The sequence below is a fragment of the Moorena bouillonii PNG genome, assembly GCF_001942495.1.
GTDB lineage: Bacteria > Cyanobacteriota > Cyanobacteriia > Cyanobacteriales > Coleofasciculaceae > Moorena > Moorena bouillonii.
The window spans coordinates 3,985,397-4,004,581 of the sequence record NZ_MKZS01000001.1; the positions used below are offsets into that span (position 1 = coordinate 3,985,397).

Genomic DNA, 19,185 nt, shown 5'->3' on the forward strand with positions numbered 1-19,185 from the left:
ACTAAGTATTTACACTATGACTTATTTTTGCCAAAATGGCTTAATAGTTTGATATACTTTTAAAAAGCGTCAACCCATTGCCCTAGAAACTACCAGTCAAGGAAGTGTTAACCTAATCTCAAGTTTTATCCTACTACCACAAAATTTATCTCACCAGTTTTTAAAACAGTTATCAACCCAATTCTATGGATTAGGGATTAGAGCTTAGGGGTTAGGGATTACAGCTTAGGGGTTAGGGATTAGAGCTTAGGGTAATGGTGTCAGGTATTAGGTATTAGTTAAAACAGGGGCATTTGATTACCTCCTTGCTAAAAAAGGCGCGCTTCATAGGCTTATCATAATACCCTTAGCCATTAAACCTAGATCCTAGAACCTTAAATTAGTAGTTTTATAATTTAGATTATACTCTGATATAGAAACTAATGACGAGAGCTAGATTGTGCCGTATTTAATTGCTAAATCAGAGCCGAATAACCAAGAAAGTTATAAATTGAGCAGTGGAGCCAATACCATAGGACGGGAAATAAATAATAGTATTACCGTAATTCATAAAAGTCTTTCCCGTCATCATGCTCAGGTCACACTCACGAATGATCGGGTTATCCTAAAAGACTTAGGTAGCCTAAATCACACGTTTGTTAATGACGCCAAAATTGACCAGTGTGAGCTCAAAGACGGAGACTTAATACGTCTGGGCAGTGTAATCTTTGAATTTGTGAGTGATGATGGCAGAATCACCCCAAATATCTTGAAGGATAATGATTCCAACTTTTCGATTGTCAGCAGGTTATCCCCAGAACAAACCCGTGTCGAAATTCAGGAATTACTGCACCATGACAGTTTAACTTATAAAGGCTCAGCCCTGAAGCTGCGAGAGCAAGATACAGGTCAACGCTCAGTAGACAAGTTAAAAATCTTATTGGAGGTGAGTAAGCAACTTTCCTCTCCCGATGAGCCTGATCACTTGTTGAGAAAAATTCTTGACCTGCTGTTCGAGATTATGAATGTAGACCGGGCAATCATCCTCATGGTTAATCAAGACACGGGAATGCTAGAGGAAAAAGCTGTCAACTCCCGAACAGGCATACCCACCCATGAGCGATTTTATAGCAAACGAATCACCAATTTCGTACACCAGAAGGGGGATGGGGTTTTAATTGCTGATGCTGCCATTGACCAACGATTCAGCAATTCCCAGTCAGTGCTCCAGCAAGAAATCCATGCCTCCATGTGCGTACCCCTAAAACCGAGAGACCAAGTGATTGGGGTATTGTATGCGGACAATCTCTCTAGAGCCAATATTTACTCTCAAGAAGACTTGGAGTTTTTGACGGCTCTGGCTAACCAAGCTGCGATCGCAATTGACAATGCTCAACTTTACCAGAAGATGCAGGAAGAAGCAGTAATGCGGAGTAAATTTGAGCTTTTCTTTCCAGAAGCTGTGAGTAAAAAGCTCAAGGAAGAAGGCCACTTGGAAATTATAGATACCGAAGTAACCGCTCTGTTTGCCGACATCAGTAAATTTACCCAAATGTCCTCTCGGATGAAGCCACGCCAAGTAATTGAGATGCTCAATGAGTACTTCCAGGTGATGGTAGAGGATATTGTGTTTAAATACGAAGGCACTTTAGAAAAATATATTGGGGATGCCTTACTGGCTGTGTGGGGAGCCCCCTATTGCCAACCAGACGATGCTGACCGAGCCGTCCAAGCTGCGATCGCAATGCAACGGGCAGTTATTCACCTGAATCAGGATTGGTTCAAGCGGCGCAATTTAGAGATTGAAATCCACATTGGACTCAATACTGGGAAAGTCGCAGCAGGTAATATCGGTTCACAGAAGCTGATTCAATACGCTACTATCGGTGACACTACCAATGTTACTAGCCGCATCTGTAGTGCTGCTCAGGAGGGAGAGATTCTAATTTCCCAAAGCACCTTCGACAAGCTGAGGGATAAAACTCTACCGTTGGAAAAAATGTCCCCGGTTAAGGTTAAAGGTAAAGACCAGCCCCTCCAACTGTACCGCCTAGGGTGGGATACTTAATTCCAGGGAAGCTAGAAAAGTTACAGGTTGAAGGTTGAAGGTTGAAGGTTGAAGGTTGAAGGTTGAAGGTTACAGGTTGAAGGTTACAGGTTACAGCTTAGAGGTTACAGCTTAGAGGTTAGAGGTTGAAGGTTACAGGTTAGAGGTTGAAGGTTAGAGGTTACAGGTTGAAGGTTACAGCTTAGAGGTTAGAGGTTAGAGGTTAGAGGTTACAGGTTACAGGTGAGTGAAGTACCCCAACCTGCTTTGGCCGTAGGCCACGCTACGCGAACGCTGAGGTTGGGGCTTCCAATTCTCAACTCAAATCAGGGACGGTCTTATTCGTCTTATCGGCAAAGCCGACGCTACGCGAACGGGTTTCCCGCGCGCGTCCCCGACGCCTCAAAAAGCTGCGCTAGAATTGGTCTTACTCAGCGTCCACAGGCAGACATCCGCCTTCTATCGATGTATAGTTTGACGACAGACTCACCTTGGAATTACAGCATCTATGGCTAACCAGCCGGGGCAAGTCTCTTCCCGGAGACGAAACCTTAGTAGAGGGTCGCCTTTATGGTTGGTCGGCTATGAATAAAAGGGTTAAAACTGTCTGATTAAGGCTCCACTCTACTTACGGTAACTTCAAACCCTGAGCTCTGAAGCGTACTTTTACACCTTTAAGGTAGCCTTTTAGTCAGTCAGGCGGGTCATCGACCAAGTTTATTATATCACGAATCGTTGTAGGTTATCGTCTCGCTATCCATCCCCACCTTTAAAGAAGGTGGGGATGGATAGCGAGTTTTGTTAAACCTTCAACCAAACAACCTTCAACCTTGGCCAAAAGGCCACGCAATCGCGTTCAACCTGCAACCAAACAACCTTACCTTCAACCTTCAACCTTGGCCAAAAGGCCACGCAATCGCGTTCAACCTTCAACCAAACAACCTTGGCCAAAAGGCCACGCAATCGCGTTCAACCTTCAACCAAACAACCAAACAACCAAACAACCATCTCGTCAGATTGGAAACGTGATAGCTCCCACACTGACCTTTCAGTTTCAGTGTGGGCAACAAGCGCCAAAGTAACTCGCTGAGTTAATTGGTCCGATGGCTACCATTGTCTGCCAGCGTACTCTTATCCAGAATCCTAACTCTTCCGCCCAAGAATTTGTAAAAGCTTTATCTCAAAAAAATCCCAATCAAAAATATGCCCAAGACTTTCAACGGCGTTTCCTGTCATCGGGTCAGTTATAAGTACTACTTTATAAGTACTATTTATAAGTACTAGTTGAGAAGTAATAATTAGTAATCCTTCAGCCATCAGTTGAGCAAGCAATTAGTAATTTGGGATTACTAATTAGTTTCTGAATTCAGCATATTCATCTTTATAAACTAACTTTCATCCATCCGATTCAGAGATTTAGCTAATATACCAATTTCGTCCTCTGAATCATGGTCAAATTCTCCACCAATATTGCCAGTACTAACTTCCTTAGCTAATTGAGCCATCTGCTTAAGAGGTTTGGTCACCGATACCTTGATGAAACGATTAATCAACAAAATGGCTACTAGTAAAAAACCAGTAATAATCCCAATCACCAATACCTGTAACTGCTTAGCCGAATTAAAGATTTTAAACGCTGGAACTGATACAATTTTAGCACCAACAATTTCATCGAGCTTCCAACCAAAACCATGCTCATCACCGTAGGTAGCAATTTGGCTAGCAGGGGCGGCTTCAGGAGTACTATGGCATCGTAAACAGCTTTTTTCAGAAATGGCGAGAGGACGGGCAACATCAAAAATTTTTCCACTAGGAAGGGAGCGAAAACCGTTTTTTTCTGTTAGCTCTGGCTGCTGTCGAAAACTCTCCACAATTTTGGTCTCGAAACTATCAGCCTTATCTCTGAGATTAGTTGGATTAAGGGTCGCTTCTTTATAGAAAAAATCACCATATTGCTCACGTTTACGTAAATTATCAAAAACTTCCCGAGCTGAATAAGCAGGTACTGTTTGAGGTAAAAATTGCTCTTCATTTTCCAGTCGCTCAGCTAATTCTGGATTCACTTGATTATTGGTATACTCCCTTACCGAACCCATAGTTTCGATCAGAATTAGGGCTTGGTCAGTTACGACTTTTTCCGCATAGCCTTTTAAAAGTTGAGACAAAACTAAGCCACCAGTCAGTACAAGTCCTATAAAAATGAATAGCAGTAGTAAGTTGAGCTTGATTCCTAAATTAAGTTTTTTTAACATTAGCCATCTCCCATAGTATCATGAGTGCCACAGCTGTTTTAGTTCTTAAGGTAATTAATTATGTTTTCCCGCCGTCTATTCTTGTTGAATCTTATATTGATTTTTACAGCTTGTAACTTACCTGATACCCCTATGCTAGGGAAATTAAGTATTGGGATCGTAAGTTACGGGGAAAGCGATCGCTTTATAGAGCCATACTCAAAGCTAATCGAATATCTTGGTGCTCGACTTAAGATGATTATAGAATTAGAACCGATTTACAACGAGCGCAGAGCACTAACTTTGATTAAGCAGAGCAAGTTGTCTATCGTGTTTGCTCCTCCTGGTTTAGCAGCCATCGCCATTGCTGAGGCACAGTACATACCAGTGCTACCTCTCGAAGGACTCAAAAAGTCACGCTCAGTGATCGTAGTCAAACTCGAAAGCCCCATCCAAGACTTGAGTGGACTAACCGGTAAAGTCATTGCTTTAGGTCAACCCGGTTCTGCCACAGGATATTATCTGCCAATCTACAATCTCTACGGTCTGACCCTAGCGGAAGTGCGTTTTGCCCCCACACCAAAACAAGTCTTAGAGTGGATTGCCTCTGAGGAGGTAGTCGCTGGAGCGTTGTCTTTAGAAGAGTTGGAACGCTACCGCCTAGACTATAGTCAAACCAGGTTCCGGATTTTATATATAGATTCTCATCAAATTCCCAGTGGTTCTATCCTGATCGGACCAACAGTGGAGAGAAATCTACAACAGGAGATCCACAAGGCACTAGAATCTGCCTCCAGCAGCATGGCAGCATCAGTAGGATACATCCCCAATGCTAAAGCACCTGATTATGATTACTTAATTGAGGTGGTTCAGAAGGTTAGACCGATTGCCGAACGGATTCAAGAAAAACCATTCCCTTTATACAGCCTTCCATTTGAGTTGTCAAACTTCCAAACAAGGTGAGAGACCGGCAGTAGCAGAAGAGAATCGATTATATTACCATTGGGGATTTTTAACAAATAATTTAGGATTGCTACATAAGCGGTTGGCAATGTGAATAGTGGCTAGGTAATCGCCTTTGCCTACTTAGCAAGTTTGCAGTTATTTAAATATAATCAGCAGGATTACCTATCTTTATTTTTAGTAAAGGTAATTGCCATCAGAATTCGCTCAATAAGATTAATGGCGGTAAATAAATAACTTATTAAGATTAGAATAATCTTTATATGATAAGAATTACATTGGGTGCATATCAATGCATGCAATTAGGCAAAAATTCTAATAAAATCTCCATAATTCCCACACTAACCGCGCCCCCGCCCCACACTACCCGCGCCCCCGCCTTAGATTTGCTAGCTTGACATAATTTATTCAACTATATTTTTTTTGAATAAAGAATTTCACTAGGAATTTACAATATCGGTATTTTTTTAAAGTTCGCTTATAGTTTATATTTTTTCCTGAACCATTACCGAGCAATATGTATCAGTAATTAGAGGAACATTGATACGGATATCGGTTATGCGAATTTACACTCCTATTGCTTTACTTACTGTTTTAACCATCTGCTTTGGGGTTAATTTACCGATGATTGCCCATGGCTCAAATTCATCAATAAACTACATTAATGATTGTCCCAGTGTAGTAGAAAAAACAGGACAAATTTTTTCTTATGGGAGAAAAGAAAACCACAAATTTGTCTCATCACCAGTAATTCCAACTACCATGATCGCCCATCGTGGTAGCGGACGTCTGTCTCTTGTGTGAGAGTCAACTGACTGGATTCAGTTTGAGGGCAGATCTGGCGGCATTTCAATCCCACTGTTGGGTACGAGTAGCGGTCTACAGTGGGAAAGTGCCAATTCAATATAGTTTACTTGTACTTGGCTTATTTTATATAATATATTGGAAAAGACATGATTAGGGTGCTTCTTAATTCGTCAATTTTCTACCAAGCAACCTCAGCTCGCTTTCTTAGATGACAGTGAGTTTGTCCTAGTGTGGAAAAATGAAAATAAATAAGCTTGATAACCAACGGAAGTAGATGTGATTGCCCCTAAGATGATCAACCAATCCGATCTGATCAAAACCCTAAGCCCCAGTGCAATGGATCAGATCATGCTATACCTGGCTTTCAGCGCCCTGCGGACTAGTGGACACCGACATGGGGCTTTTCTAGATGCAGCAGCAACCGCTGCCAAATGTGCCATCTACATGACCTATCTGGAGCAAGATGGCAATATCCGCATGACTGGGCATTTGCATCACATTGAGCCAAAGCGGGTAAAGGTCATTGTTGAGGAAGTTCGACAAGCGTTAACAGAAGGGAAACTGCTCAAGATGTTGGGGTCTCAGGAACCTCGCTATCTGATTCAGTTTCCCTATGTCTGGATGGAACACTATCCCTGGCAACCAGGGCAATCTCGTATCAATGGCACCAGCCTTGACCTGGAAGAAAAGCGCAATCTTGAGATCAAGCTGCCAGATCACCTGCCGGATGCCCAGATCATCAATTCCTTACAATTCTTTGAATTAATAGAATTTCTCCACCGGAGATCCCAAGAAGACTTACCACCAGAGCGACGTCTGCCCTTGAGTGAAGCTCTAGCTGAACACATCAAGCGTCGCTTAACCTATTCAGGAACTGTCACCAGAATCGATCACACCGGTGGCTTACCCTACTACGCTCTAACCAGTGCATATTACTCACCAGTAGATGACAAAGCCCGCACCTACACCATGATTGACGAAACAGCGCGATACTTCCGGTTAATGAGAAACTGGGCAGAGCGTCAGCCGCAAGTCATGCGAGGGTTGGAGGAACTAGATATCCCGCCAGAGAAAATCAATCAGGCCATGGAAGAGTTAGATGAAATTATCCGCCAGTGGGCAGATAGGTATCACCGGGAAGGTGGTGAACCAATGGTTCTACAGATGGTCTTTGGACCACTATCTGAATAAATTATAAAGTATGAAGTATGAAGCTATGAAGTGGAAACTTGGAAGTAGGAAGTCTCACCCTATCTCAATTTATTAAATCTATTAGTTGCTTGAGCTTGTTGTATGTTTTTCTCCTTAATGTTTCAGACTTCACGCTTAACACTTCATACTTCATTCTTCATACCTAGCTGATCCACTGCCATGCTAGAGCTAACAGCACAACAGCGATCGCACCAATCATAGTATTAATAATATTCACGACTTCATTGGTCAGCCATTCCAATTTAGATTGCAGTGTCGCACCAATCACACTCTCCAGATTGGTAGCGATGAAGGCAGCAATAACACAGAAAAATACTCCTGTTAAGTTAACCAAAGCAACGCCCCAACCGACAAATGCGATCGCAGCTGATGCAATTACTCCAGCTAGGGTTCCCTCAAGACTTACAGCTCCTTCTGTTCCCCGGGCTACTGGCTGTAAAGTAGTAATCAGGAAAGTCCGTTTGCCGTAAGCCTTACCCACCTCACTGGCAGTGGTATCGGACAGCTTAGTAGCAAAACTAGCGACATAGCCCAGTAATAATAACTCCTGGTAAGGAGCATCCACTAGTAGGGTACCCAAGGCACAAATCGCTCCAGTCAGTGCTGAACCCCAAACATTCTCTGGTCCCCTAGCACCAGAACGCTTTTCCGCAATTCCTGCCGCTTCCTTTTGCGCCATGCCAATGCGGGTGACACCAGACCCTACCAAAAAGTAAAATCCCACTACTGTGTAACCTGGCCAGTTCAGAGTACCCCAAATCAGTACCCCTAATATCCAAGCGTGGATGATTCCAGCAGGAGTGAGTAACTTTTTGGGAGCAATCCATACCATTGCCAGGAAAACTGTGTTCACTCCAACAGCAACTAGCCAAGGATTTAAATAAAGACTATCATCAAGCATAGCCAAATCGTTATATTAATAATTGGTAATTGGTAATTGTAATTGCTTCCGAGCCATTACTCCACCACTCATTCCCTATTCTCCATTATCCAAAAAACCAACAACAAAGCACACTACTAAAGTAACCGGATACCAGATTACGTCAGATTATCCTTAAATAAAGTTGAATTTCTTCAAAACCTTGGCCTTTTGGCCAAGCGATCGCTGAAAGCGGGACTTCGTCCATCGCGTTCAACCTACCCTACACCGGACCCCTGGGCAAAAACAACCTTGGCCAAAAGGCCACGCGATCGCTGAAAGCGGGACTTCGTCCATCGCGTTCAACCTACCCTACCGGAACGCCAAAGGCGAACAACCTTGGCCTTTTGGCCACGCGATCGCTGAAAGCGGGACTTCGTCCATCGCGTTCAACCTTCAAAACCTTCAACCTTCAACCTTCAACCGTCAAAACCTTCAACCGTCAAAACCTTCAACCTTCAAAACCTTCAACCTTCAAAACCTTCAACCGTCAAAACCTTCAACCTTCAAAACCTTCAACCGTCAAAACCTTCAACCTTCAAAACCTTCAACCTTCAAAACCTTCAACCGTCAAAACCTTCAACCTTCAAAACCTTCAACCCTTTTGCCTTCAAATCAAAACTTATGAAACCAGTCCTATTTCATCTCGCATTTCCCGTTACCGACATTGAGCAAACTAAAGTTTACTACGGTGATGGACTTGGTTGCGCAATCGGTAGAGAATCTCGCCATGCCGTGATTCTGAATTTATACGGTCATCAACTCGTGGCTCACCTAACCAAAGAAACCCTGACACCTCAGCGGGGTATTTATCCTCGACATTTCGGGTTGGTTTTTACATCCCTGGCTGATTGGGAAGCCTTACTTTACCGTACTCAACAAAAACAATTACCCTTCTACGACCAACCCAAGACCCGCTTTCCTGGTAAACTTACAGAGCATCGCACCTTTTTCCTCCAAGATCCATTTTATAACTTAATGGAGTTTAAGTTTTACTCTCATAGTTCAGCAATTTTTGGTGGACGTGAGTTGGCAGAAATTGGCGATCGCGTTTAAGCCAAATCCTTTTGAGGAATTCTAAAATGGGAAACACACCCAAGAAGGCTTGATCAACAGGAAGGTTTAGAAACATAGAAAAACCCCTTACTCAGCAAGGGGTTTTTTCGGCTCAGCTCACTGGAACTACTGATACCAATTCCGCTGTTTCAGGGTGGTAGTTCTGATGTTTAATCAGCTCAGGTTATGACCCTGTGCAGTATACCTTAGATAAGGTTGGGGTTGAAGCCACCCTGGGGTTGCTCCTCGATGAGCATTGGATTGGTCAATTCAGAGCCATCCAACTCCCAAACAGCAATAGTATTATCGTTGTTCCAGAGGATATCATACTGGCCGTCCTGATTTACGTCTGCAACACCCTGAATGGTCCATTCATCTAAAGGTAGTATTGATAAGGGCTGACCATCCCGTGTAATGATATTACCTTGGACTAGTTCCTTATTAGACATCTGCCATGTGGCAATGTATCCATTATCCGAGTTGTACCAGAGAATCTGCTGTTGCCCATCGCCGCTGAAGTCCGCCACAGCTTGGATTTGCCATCCAGTTGATGATGGTGCTAGTACAGGATCATCGTCTCGTGTAACAAATGCAGCATCCGCTAGTTCGTTGCCATCTATCTCCCATATGCCAACCTCTCCAGTATTCTGGTTGTGCCAGAGAATCTGATCTGGACCATCATCACCATTGAAGTTCCCGGCACCCTGGATTTGCCATCCAGTGTCTTCGGTTATCAGTAAAGGCTGACCATCCCGTTCAATGGTACCCTGATTCACCAGCTGGTCACCATCTATTGTCAAGATAGCAATCTCTCCAGTGTCTGCCTTGTAGGCGAGAATATCATCTTTGGAATCACCGTCAAAGTCAGCAAACTCTTGGATTTCCCATTCCAGGAGGTTGACCTCACCGGCATCAAGCACCATCTCGTTGATTTCCTCACCTTGCACTTGCCAGTATTGAATAGCTCCGGTTACTGTGTTCAGCAAGAACACATCTTGGTTGTCACCGTTGCCATCAAGGTCTCCACTACCTTGAATTTCGAAATTGAGATCCAATGTAGGAAGGGTAACTGTATTTACTTGCTGAGTAGCATCTATCTTCCACAGGATATTCTCTCCTGTGAGTGGATTATTCCAGACAAACCTGGTACTGTTGTCAGGAACTGACGAGGTGTCATCAGCAATGGTAATCTGAGCAAAGGTTTTGCCAACTAAGTTATAGTCCTGACTGGTGTTTAAGATCAGGTTAACCGTTTCATCACCTTCGTCGATTAGGAAATCGATTTCTGGAGTAATTTTCAGCTCGACGGAGGACTCACCAGCGGCAATAGTGACTGATCCATTGAGGGTTTCACTGTAGTCATCTGCGGTAGCAGTGCTACCAAAGGTCATGTAACTGACAGTGAGTTCTTCAGTAGTGTCCCCGGAACGAGTGATGGTTATGCTGCCTGGGTCTTGGTCTTTTTCCGCTGCCTCAAGGTCACTAGCACTGATCGTGACAATGGGGATATCATTATCAAAAATACTGGCAGTTACTAACCCAACATCCCCCAGGGGATAGTTCACAGTGTCCTCGGATCTGGTAATCTCGTGGCTGATAGTACTTTCGTGATCCCCTTCAACCTCTTGATCATCCAGCCCTCGCACTGTGATAGTTTGAAGTGTTGCCTCATTGAAGGTAAGCACTTGCTCTGAAGCAAAGGTAGTTCCATCTAAACTGATTTCAGTTTGATCATCAGCTTTGATGGTAATTTCTACTTCTCCGGTGGGATTGTTAGTTAAGGCAACAGTGTAGATACCAGTACCACCCTCAAATAGTATCGGGCTCTCACTGATAATAATCTCTGGGGTTGTGGTAACACTCTCATTATCAGTAATAGTAATCTCGGTGGATGGGATATTGAGAGTATCAGGATATTTGACCTCATCCCCAGTGCTGGTAATCTCGTAGCTGATCGTGGTGTTATGGTCACCTTCGACAACGGTGTCATCCACTGCCTGTACCGTAATGGTTGTGGCAGTAGTATCCTCTAGGGTCACCATCACTTCGTTTGAGAAGGTCTCCCCATCGAGACTGATTTCACTCTCGTCATCCGCCATAATCTTGATTTCTACTGGTCCGGCTGGCTCAGTGTCAAGAGCAATGGTATAAGTACCAGGCTCTCCCCCTTCCGTGAGACCAGAAATCTCGCTGATCAGAACTTGACCAACATCATCTGCGTCATTATCAGTAATGGTGATCTCGGTGGCTGGAATTTCGAGAGTATCAGGATATTTGGCCTCATCCTCGGTGTTAGTAATGGCGTAGCTGATGGTACTAGTGTGCTCACCTTCGGGTAAATCGTCATCCACTGCCTGTACCTTAATAGTTTTGGCAGCAGTATCCTCTAGGGTCACCATTACTTCCTTCTCGAAGGTTTCCCCATCAACACGGATTTCACTGTTATCATCCGCAGTAATGGTGATTTCTACTGGTCCAGCTGGCTCAGTGTCGAGAGCAATGGTATACTCCCCAGACTCTCCTCCTTCGGCCAGAGGGGCAATCTCGCTGATCAGAACTTGACCAGGAACAACTGCGTCATTGTCAGTAATGGTGATCTCGCTGGCTGGGATATTGAGAGTCTCAGGATATTTATCTAAATCCCCACTGCTGGTAATCTCATAGCTGATGGTGCTGGTGTGGTCAGCTTCGATAATGGTGTCATCCACTGCCTGTACCGTAATGGTTGTGGGAGTAGTATCCTCTAGGGTCACCATCACTTCTGTGGAGAATGTCTCCCCATCGAGACTGATTTCACTGTCCTCATCCGCCATAATCTTGATTTCTACTGGTCCGGCTGGCTCAGTGTCGAGAGCAATGGTATACTCCTGTGCCTCTCCACCTTCGGTTAAAGGGGAAATCTCACTGATGATAACTTGACCAGGGGTGACTGGGTCATTATCAGTAATGGTGATCTCGCTGGCTGGGATTTCGAGATTCTCAGGATATTTGGCCTCATCCCCAGTGCTGGTAATCTCGTAGCTGATGGTGCTGGTGTGGTCACCTTCGATAATGGTGTCATCTACCGCCTGTACCGTAATGGTTTTGGCAGCAGTATCCTCTAGAGTCACCATCACTTCTGTGGAGAAGGTCTCCCCATCGAGACTGATTTCACTGTTGTCATCCGCAGTAATCTTGATCTCTACAGGTCCAGCTGGCTCAGTGTCGAGAGCAATGGTATACTCCTGTGTCTCTCCCCCTTCCGTCAGAGGAGAAATCTCTGTGATTATGACTTGACCAGGAGTGGTGTCATTATCGGTAATGGTGATCTCGGTGGCTGGGATATTGAGAGTATCAGGATATTTGACCTCATCCCCGGTGTTAGTAATGGCGTAGCTGATGGTGCTGGTATGCTCACCTTCTATACTCTGGTCATCCACTGCCTGTACCGTAATGGTTTGAGCAACAGTATCACTTAGGCTGACCACCACTTCGTTGTTAAAGCTCTCTCCATCAACACTGATTTCACTGTTCTCATCCGCAGTAATGGTGATTTCTACTGGCCCATCTGGAACAGTGTCGAGAGCAATGGTATACTCCTGTGCCTCTCCCCCTTCGGTTAGAGGGGAAATCGGGGTGATTACCACTTGACCAGCAGCATCTGCGTCATTATCAGTAATGGTGATCTCGGTGGCTGGGATTTCGAGAGTATCAGGATATTTGGCTTCATCCTGAGTGTTAGTAATGGCGTAGCTGATGGTGCTGGTGTGCTCACCTTCAACAATCGTGTCATCTAGCGCCTGTACCGTAATAGTTGTGGGGTTAGTATCCTCTAGGCTCACCACTACTTCGTTCCCGAAGGTCTCCCCATCGAGACTGATTTCACTGTCTTGATCTGCAGTAACGGTAATTTCTACTGGTCCAACTGGCTCAGTGTCAAGAGCAATGGTATAAGTTCCAGGCTCTCCCGCTTCTGTCAGAGAAGAAATCTCTGTGATTAGGACTTGACCAGGAACAATTGCGTCATTATCAGTAATGGTGATCTCTGTGGATGGGATATTGAGAGTATCAGGATATTGGGCCTCATCCTGAGTGTTAGTAATGGCGTAGCTGATGGTGGTGTTATGGTCACCTTCGACAATCGTGTCATCCAGCGCCTGTACCGTAATGGTTGTGGGTGTAGTATCCTCTAGGGTAACCACTACTTCGTTATCAAAGCTCTCCCCATCAACACTGATTTCACTGTTGTCATCGGCAGTAATGGTGATTTCTACTGGTCCGGTTGGCTCAGTGTCTAGGGCAATGGTATACTCCTGTGGTTCTCCCCCTTCAGTCAGAGGAGAAATCTCTGTGATTAGGACTTGACCAGGAACAATTGCGTCATTATCAGTAATGGTGATCTCTGTGGATGGGATATTGAGAGTATCAGGATATTGGGCCTCATCCTGAGTGTTAGTAATGGCGTAGCTGATGGTGGTGTTATGGTCACCTTCGACAATCGTGTCATCCAGCGCCTGTACCGTAATGGTTGTGGGGTTAGTATCCTCTAGGGTAACCACTACTTCGTTGTCGAAGCTCTCCCCATCAACACTGATTTCACTGTTGTCATCCGCAGTAATGGTAATTTCTACTGGTCCAGTTGGCTCAGTATCGAGAGCAATGGTATAAGTTCCAGGCTCTCCTCCTTCCGTGAGAGAGGAAATCTCGCTGATTAGAACTTGACCAGCATCATCTGCGTCATTATCAGTAATGGTGATCTCGGTGACTGGGATTTCGAGAGTATCAGGATATTTGTCTGAATCCTGGGTGTTGGTAATGGCGTAGCTGATAGTGGTGTTATGGTCACCTTCGATAATCGTGTCATCCAGCGCCTGTACCGTAATGGTTGTGGGGATAGTATCCTCTAGAAGCACCACTACTTCGTTGTCGAAGGTTTGCCCATCAAGACTAATTTCACTGTTGTCATCGGCAGTAATAGTAATCTCTACAGGTCCAGCTGGCTCAGTGTCGAGAGCAATGGTATACTGTCCAAGCTCTCCCCCTTCAGCGATCGGGGAAATTTCCGTGATCAGGACTTGACCAGGAACAACTGCTTCATTATCAGTAATGGTGATCTCGGTGGATGGGATTTCGAGAGTATCAGGATATTTGTCTAAATCCTCGGTGTTAGTAATGGCGTAGCTGATGGTAGTGTTATGGTCACCTTCGACAATCGTGTCATCCAGAGCCTGTACTGTAATGGTTGTGGGGGTGGTATCCGTTAGGCTCACCACCACTTCATTGTCGAAGGTCTGCCCATCAAGACTGATTTCACTGTTGTCATCGGCAGTAATAGTGATTTCTACTGCTCCAGCTGGCTCAGTGTCGAGAGCAATGGTATACTCCTGTGTCTCTCCACCTTCAGTCAGAGGGGAAATCTCGCTGATCAGCACTTGACCAGGAGGAATGTCATTATCGGTAATATTGGTAGTGAATTCTGCAACTAAGCCAACAGCATAGCTTGGATCATCGGAAACCGTAATTTCGTGCCTGATTTGACTGCTGTGATCCTCTTCAACTTCGGCATCATCTACCACCTGCACCGTGATTTGTTTTTCCAGAGTCTCAGCGTTGAAAGTAATTTCTTGCTCCGAAGCAAACTCTTCATCATCTATCTTGATTAGACTCTGGTCATCAGCAGTGAGCTTAACCGTTACATCCCCAGTGGGTCGGGTACTTAAAGCAACTGTGTAGACTCCTTCTTGTCCCTCTTCCACAGACACAGGACCATTGATGAAGACGATTCCAGGGTCATCGTCTACAATATTGGCAGTATATGATGGTCCTTCTCCGATAGGATAGTTCTCAGAATCTTCGGTATCGGTAACTGTGTGAGAGATTGTGCTAGTGTGAACGCCTTCTACCAGAGCATCCTGAGCTGCTCGTACCGTAATGATTTGTTCAAGTGTAGTTGGGTTGAGGGTAATGATTTGCTGAGAGTTAAAGTTGGTGCCATCGAGACTAATTGTACTCTGGTCATCAGCTTGGATAGTAATTTCTACTGCTCCAGTGGGAGGAGTGTTCAAAGAAACTGTGTAAGTGCCTGAACCATTGTTTTCAGTGATCGTGATTGCCTGGCTGAAGATCAGCCCAGAGTCATTATCAGTAATATCGACAGTGACCTCTTCTGCTAGCTCGCCCAGATCATAGTCTAGGTCTTCGGAAGCAATTTCATGGCTAATTTTGCTAGTGTGGTCACCTTCGACCTGATCATCATCCAACCCCTGTACTGTAATTTCTTTCTCTAAAGTCTCAGCATTGAGGGTAATAACTTGCTCAGGGGCAAACTCTCCGTCACCCACTTTGATTAGACTCTGGTCATCGGCTGTGATAGTGACTGTTACGTCACTAGCTGGTACAGTGCTTAAGCCAATTGTGTAAGTATCTTCTTGACCTTCCTCCGCAGACAAGGTAGTTTCACTGAAAACAATCCCAGGGTTATTATCTGTAATTGTGGCACTAAAGGAGCCGCTAGTTCCTATAGGATAGTTAGTGGTATCCTCGCTATCAGTCACTTCGTGGCTGATAGTGCTGGTGTGAGTTCCTTCTACCAGACTGTCATCAACGGCTTGTACACTAATGGTTTCTTGGAGTTTTTCTGGGTTGAGAGTAATGACTTGCTCGGAGGCAAACTCCCCTTCACCTACTTTTATCTCACTATCATCATCAGCGGTCAGAGTAACAGTTACCTCTCCAGTAGGTACAGTATTTAAAGCAACTGTGTAAGTCCCTTCATCACCGCCTTCTGTGATTGCGATCGCATCACTAAAGATTAGTCCAGGGTCATTGTCAGTAATGTCGATAGTAACATCCTCGATCTCCTGGCCTAGAGGATAATTGGTGGTATCACTTGAACCAGTAATTTCATGGCTGATAGTACTGCTGTGGTCGCCTTCCACAGCGGTGTCATCAACCACCTGGACTGTGATAGTTTGCCGTGTAGTTCCTTGGAGCTGGATCGGAAGGCTAGGAGCAAAGTTTGTACCATCTGTGCTGATTCTAGTTTGTGGATCAGCGGTAATAGTGACTTCTACTGAACCACCCCCCACAGGAGGAGTGTTTAAACCAATTTCGTAATTCCCGATACCCCCTTCAGTGAGATCGAGATTACTGATAATGACTACTCCAGGCTCATCATCAGTAATCTCAGCTATAACATCTGGAATTTCCAGATCCAAGGGATAGTTTGTGTTGTCTTGGGATTCAGTAATCTCGTGGGTGATGGTGCTGTCCCGAAGACTCCTAAATTCACTATCATCCTTACCCCGCACGGTAATGGTTTGAAGGGTGAGGTCATTAAATGTAACATCTTGACTAGAAGCAAAGCTAGTACCATCAATACTGATTTCAGTCTCATCATCAGCTGTGATAGTAACTTTGACATCTCCGGTAGGCTGAGTGCTTAAACCAATTTCATAGGTATCAGTACTGCCTTCAGTGACCTGAGGAGTACCAATGATAACCACTCCGATATCATTATCAGTAATGGTGGCAGTGACGTCCTCAATGGGTGTGTTCTCATTAGAATAGTTTGTATCCGCTGAAGCAATGCTGTGGGTAATGATGCTGCTGTGAATTCCTTCCGGCGGATCATCATCTACCGCCTGCACCTTGATTTCTTTTTCCAGTGTGCTTTGGTTGAGGGTAATCACCTGCTCTGATCCAAACTCTTGACCATCAACACTGATCAGACCTTGCTGATCTGCTGTAATGGTAACCGTTACATCCTCAGTAGGCTCGGTGGTTAAACTAATGGTGTAAGTACCCTCTTCACCCTCTGAGAGAGACAAAGACTGATTGGAGATAATGACTCCAGGGGTACCATCTTTAATGTCGATAGTAGTAAACTCTGTTCCCTGTCTTTCAGGATAGTTCGGATCCACAGAATCGGTAATTTCGTGTCTGAGGGTACTGGTGTGAAGACCTTCTACATCGTCGTCTATTGTACCTCGCACCGTGACAGTGGTTGGTGTAGTGTCACTAAGTTGAATATTTCGACTGGGAGCATAGTTTATGTTATCCAGAGCAAGTTCACTTTCCCCATCTGTGGTGATAGTAACTGTTACGTCACTAGTGGGGGTAGTACTTAAAGCCACTTGATAGGTTGTCGAGTCTCCACCTTCCTCAGTGGGCTCGGTTGCTGGAGTGATGATCAGACCTGGGTCATTGTCAGTAATATTTACAATTACATCTCCAGCCTTACTGTTTACTTTATAATCTGAGTTCTCTGGAGCTTCAGTAATGGTGTGGCTGATGGTGCTAGTGTGAGCTCCTTCTACGGTTGAGTCATCTATAGGCTTGACGGTGATAGTTCTTGCCGATGTGTCACTGAATCTAACTTCTTGGCTTGCAGCAAATGTGCTACCTCCGTCAATACTGATTTCAGTCTCATCATCAGCGTTAATAGTAACTCTTACATCTCCACCAGGAGACTCTGTTAATCGAAGTGTGTACTCAACTTCATTACCCTCTTCAACAGATGAGGGAGTACTGAAATCGAAAAGGCTGGAGCTATCATCAATAATCTCAATGGTAGCGCTATCAATTGTTGTGTTTGTAGGATAATTGTCGGTATCGTCTGTAGCAGTGATTGTGTGGGTGATTGTACTTTCGTGAGGACTCCCTTCTGATGCCCCGTCATTTTCTGTAGCTTGAACTTTAATGGTTTGGGGTGTAGTATCGGTAAGGGTGATAGTTAGCTGGTCTTCAAACTCAGTTCCATCCGGCAATTTGATATCACTATCGTCATCAGAATCAAGGGTGATTGTTACGTCCCCAGTAGGATTGGTGCTTAACGCAATGGTGTATTCATTTTCGTCACCTTCTTGAATCTGACCAGTAGCTTGAGTGATGATTACCCCAGGATCATTGTCAGCAATCTTGAGAGTGACATCCCCAACCTTACCAAGTGGAAAGTTTGAACTGTTTGAATTAGTAATTTCGTGGCTAATGCTGACTTCTTGAGGTCCTGTGACATCTGAGTCTTCAGTAGCCTGCACCGTGATAGTTTTTTCAAATGTGGTGCTGTTGAGGGTTATGACTTGCTCGGAAGCAAATTCTTGGTCATCTTCTACCTTGATTAGACTCGATCCATTGGCTTTGATGGTGACTGTTATGTCTGCATCAAGCTCGTCTGCTTTAATCGTGTACGTACCTTCTTCACCCTCTGTAATAGACAACATTTGGTTATCGAAGGTGAGCAGATCTGGGTTATTGTCAGTAATCGTGGCAAAGACCTGTCTAGTTTGACCTTCAGAATATTGTCCTTGTGTTGCCTCGGACTCAGTAATGGTGTGGGTGATGGTGCTGCTGTGCAGACCTTCTAGGATGTTGTCCTCAATCCCCTGCACCGTGATATCCGTAGTGAAGTCCGTTGGGGTAAAGGTTTTTTCTGCGGAAGAGACAAAGGTGTTGCCGCCATCTAAACTAAATTGACTCTGACCATCGGTAGTTTCGATTTGGACTGTTACATCTCCATCGGGTGCGGTACTCAACCCAAATTCATAGGTACTATTTTCACCCCCTTCAATGGGTGTAGGCGTGCCTTGGATATATAGCCCTGGATCATTATCGATAATTTCAAGGCTGACACCAGTAAGTTCAGTATTTACGGGATAGTTAGTTTCGTCATCTGTGGCTGTAACAGTGTGAGTGATGGTGCCTGGGTGAACACCTTCAGGAGTGCCATCATCTATAACGCGCACCGTAACAGTTTTTGGTGTGGTGTCACTGATTACGACGGTGTCTTGGGTCGTGAACCCCTGACCATCCACATTGATTTGACTCTGCCCATCAGTTGCGAGTCTAACAGTGACCGGTCCAGTTGGGTTGGTATCTAAGGCAATAGTGTATGACTGGTCAGCACTAGTTTCAGTAAGCTGGATAGTTGTCTGTGAAAGAGTAACGTTTGCCATAGTGATTCAAAATGTTTAGTTAGTTATCTATAGCGATAG

Annotated in this window: 12 protein-coding genes; 9 read left to right on the forward strand and 3 right to left on the reverse strand. The window is 44.6% G+C overall.

Features of this window, described 5'->3' with window-relative positions; translation table 11 throughout:
- Window positions 1–439 precede the first annotated feature (439 nt).
- The 4 genes from BJP37_RS16400 to BJP37_RS36670 all read left to right on the forward strand — a co-directional run bounded on the left by BJP37_RS16400 (window position 440) and on the right by BJP37_RS36670 (window position 3,276).
- Window positions 440–2,047 carry an adenylate/guanylate cyclase domain-containing protein gene (locus BJP37_RS16400; protein WP_075900341.1) on the forward strand — a complete coding sequence of 536 codons (1,608 nt, stop codon included), beginning with the start codon at window positions 440–442 and terminating at the stop codon, window positions 2,045–2,047.
- A 222-nt stretch (window positions 2,048–2,269) separates the two neighbouring features.
- On the forward strand, window positions 2,270–2,542 hold the full coding sequence (locus BJP37_RS39320) for a hypothetical protein (protein ID WP_158069615.1): 273 nt from the start codon (window positions 2,270–2,272) through the stop codon (window positions 2,540–2,542).
- Window positions 2,543–2,856: 314 nt separating this feature from the next.
- Window positions 2,857–3,108 carry a hypothetical protein gene (locus tag BJP37_RS16405; RefSeq protein ID WP_075900343.1) on the forward strand — a complete coding sequence of 84 codons (252 nt, stop codon included), beginning with the start codon at window positions 2,857–2,859 and terminating at the stop codon, window positions 3,106–3,108.
- Window positions 3,109–3,120: 12 nt separating this feature from the next.
- Window positions 3,121–3,276: a DUF8082 domain-containing protein gene (locus tag BJP37_RS36670; protein WP_499884393.1), complete on the forward strand. Its 156-nt coding sequence runs from the start codon at window positions 3,121–3,123 to the stop codon at window positions 3,274–3,276.
- Window positions 3,277–3,414: 138 nt separating this feature from the next.
- Here the strand turns inward: BJP37_RS36670 and BJP37_RS16410 are convergent, their stop codons facing one another.
- On the reverse strand, window positions 3,415–4,278 hold the full coding sequence (locus tag BJP37_RS16410; RefSeq protein WP_075900345.1) for a Tll0287-like domain-containing protein: 864 nt from the start codon (window positions 4,276–4,278) through the stop codon (window positions 3,415–3,417).
- 60 nt (window positions 4,279–4,338) lie between these two features.
- On the opposite strand from BJP37_RS16410, the gene BJP37_RS16415 reads away from it, so the two are divergent.
- The 3 genes from BJP37_RS16415 (at window position 4,339) to hetR (ending at window position 7,218) form a co-directional block, all read left to right on the forward strand.
- Complete coding sequence (locus tag BJP37_RS16415) at window positions 4,339–5,220, forward strand: phosphate/phosphite/phosphonate ABC transporter substrate-binding protein (RefSeq protein ID WP_075900347.1); 882 nt, start codon at window positions 4,339–4,341, stop codon at window positions 5,218–5,220.
- A gap of 558 nt (window positions 5,221–5,778) precedes the next feature.
- Entirely contained in the window at window positions 5,779–6,024 is a 246-nt protein-coding gene (locus BJP37_RS16420; RefSeq protein ID WP_075900349.1) for a hypothetical protein, read from the forward strand.
- A gap of 294 nt (window positions 6,025–6,318) precedes the next feature.
- The gene (gene hetR, locus BJP37_RS16425) at window positions 6,319–7,218 is read left to right on the forward strand and encodes a heterocyst differentiation master regulator HetR (protein ID WP_075900351.1); all 900 of its coding nucleotides are present in this window, start codon (window positions 6,319–6,321) and stop codon (window positions 7,216–7,218) included.
- 163 nt (window positions 7,219–7,381) lie between these two features.
- On the opposite strand, the gene BJP37_RS16430 is transcribed toward hetR, so the two are convergent.
- Window positions 7,382–8,140, reverse strand: a complete 759-nt coding sequence (locus BJP37_RS16430) for a TIGR00297 family protein (protein ID WP_075900353.1) — start codon at window positions 8,138–8,140, stop codon at window positions 7,382–7,384.
- 365 nt (window positions 8,141–8,505) lie between these two features.
- Between BJP37_RS16430 and BJP37_RS36675 the strand changes: the two genes are divergently transcribed.
- Window positions 8,506–8,829 (forward strand): hypothetical protein, encoded by a 324-nt coding sequence (locus tag BJP37_RS36675; RefSeq protein ID WP_143727643.1) that lies wholly within the window; start codon window positions 8,506–8,508, stop codon window positions 8,827–8,829.
- Window positions 8,783–9,214 (forward strand): VOC family protein, encoded by a 432-nt coding sequence (locus BJP37_RS16435; protein WP_075900355.1) that lies wholly within the window; start codon window positions 8,783–8,785, stop codon window positions 9,212–9,214. Before BJP37_RS36675 ends, BJP37_RS16435 begins: the two co-directional genes overlap by 47 nt.
- Window positions 9,215–9,420: 206 nt before the next feature.
- Here BJP37_RS16435 and BJP37_RS16440 read toward each other — a convergent pair whose 3' ends face one another.
- Window positions 9,421–19,146, reverse strand: coding sequence for a Calx-beta domain-containing protein (locus BJP37_RS16440; protein ID WP_075900357.1), 9,726 nt, complete (start codon window positions 19,144–19,146; stop codon window positions 9,421–9,423).
- Window positions 19,147–19,185 lie beyond the last annotated feature (39 nt).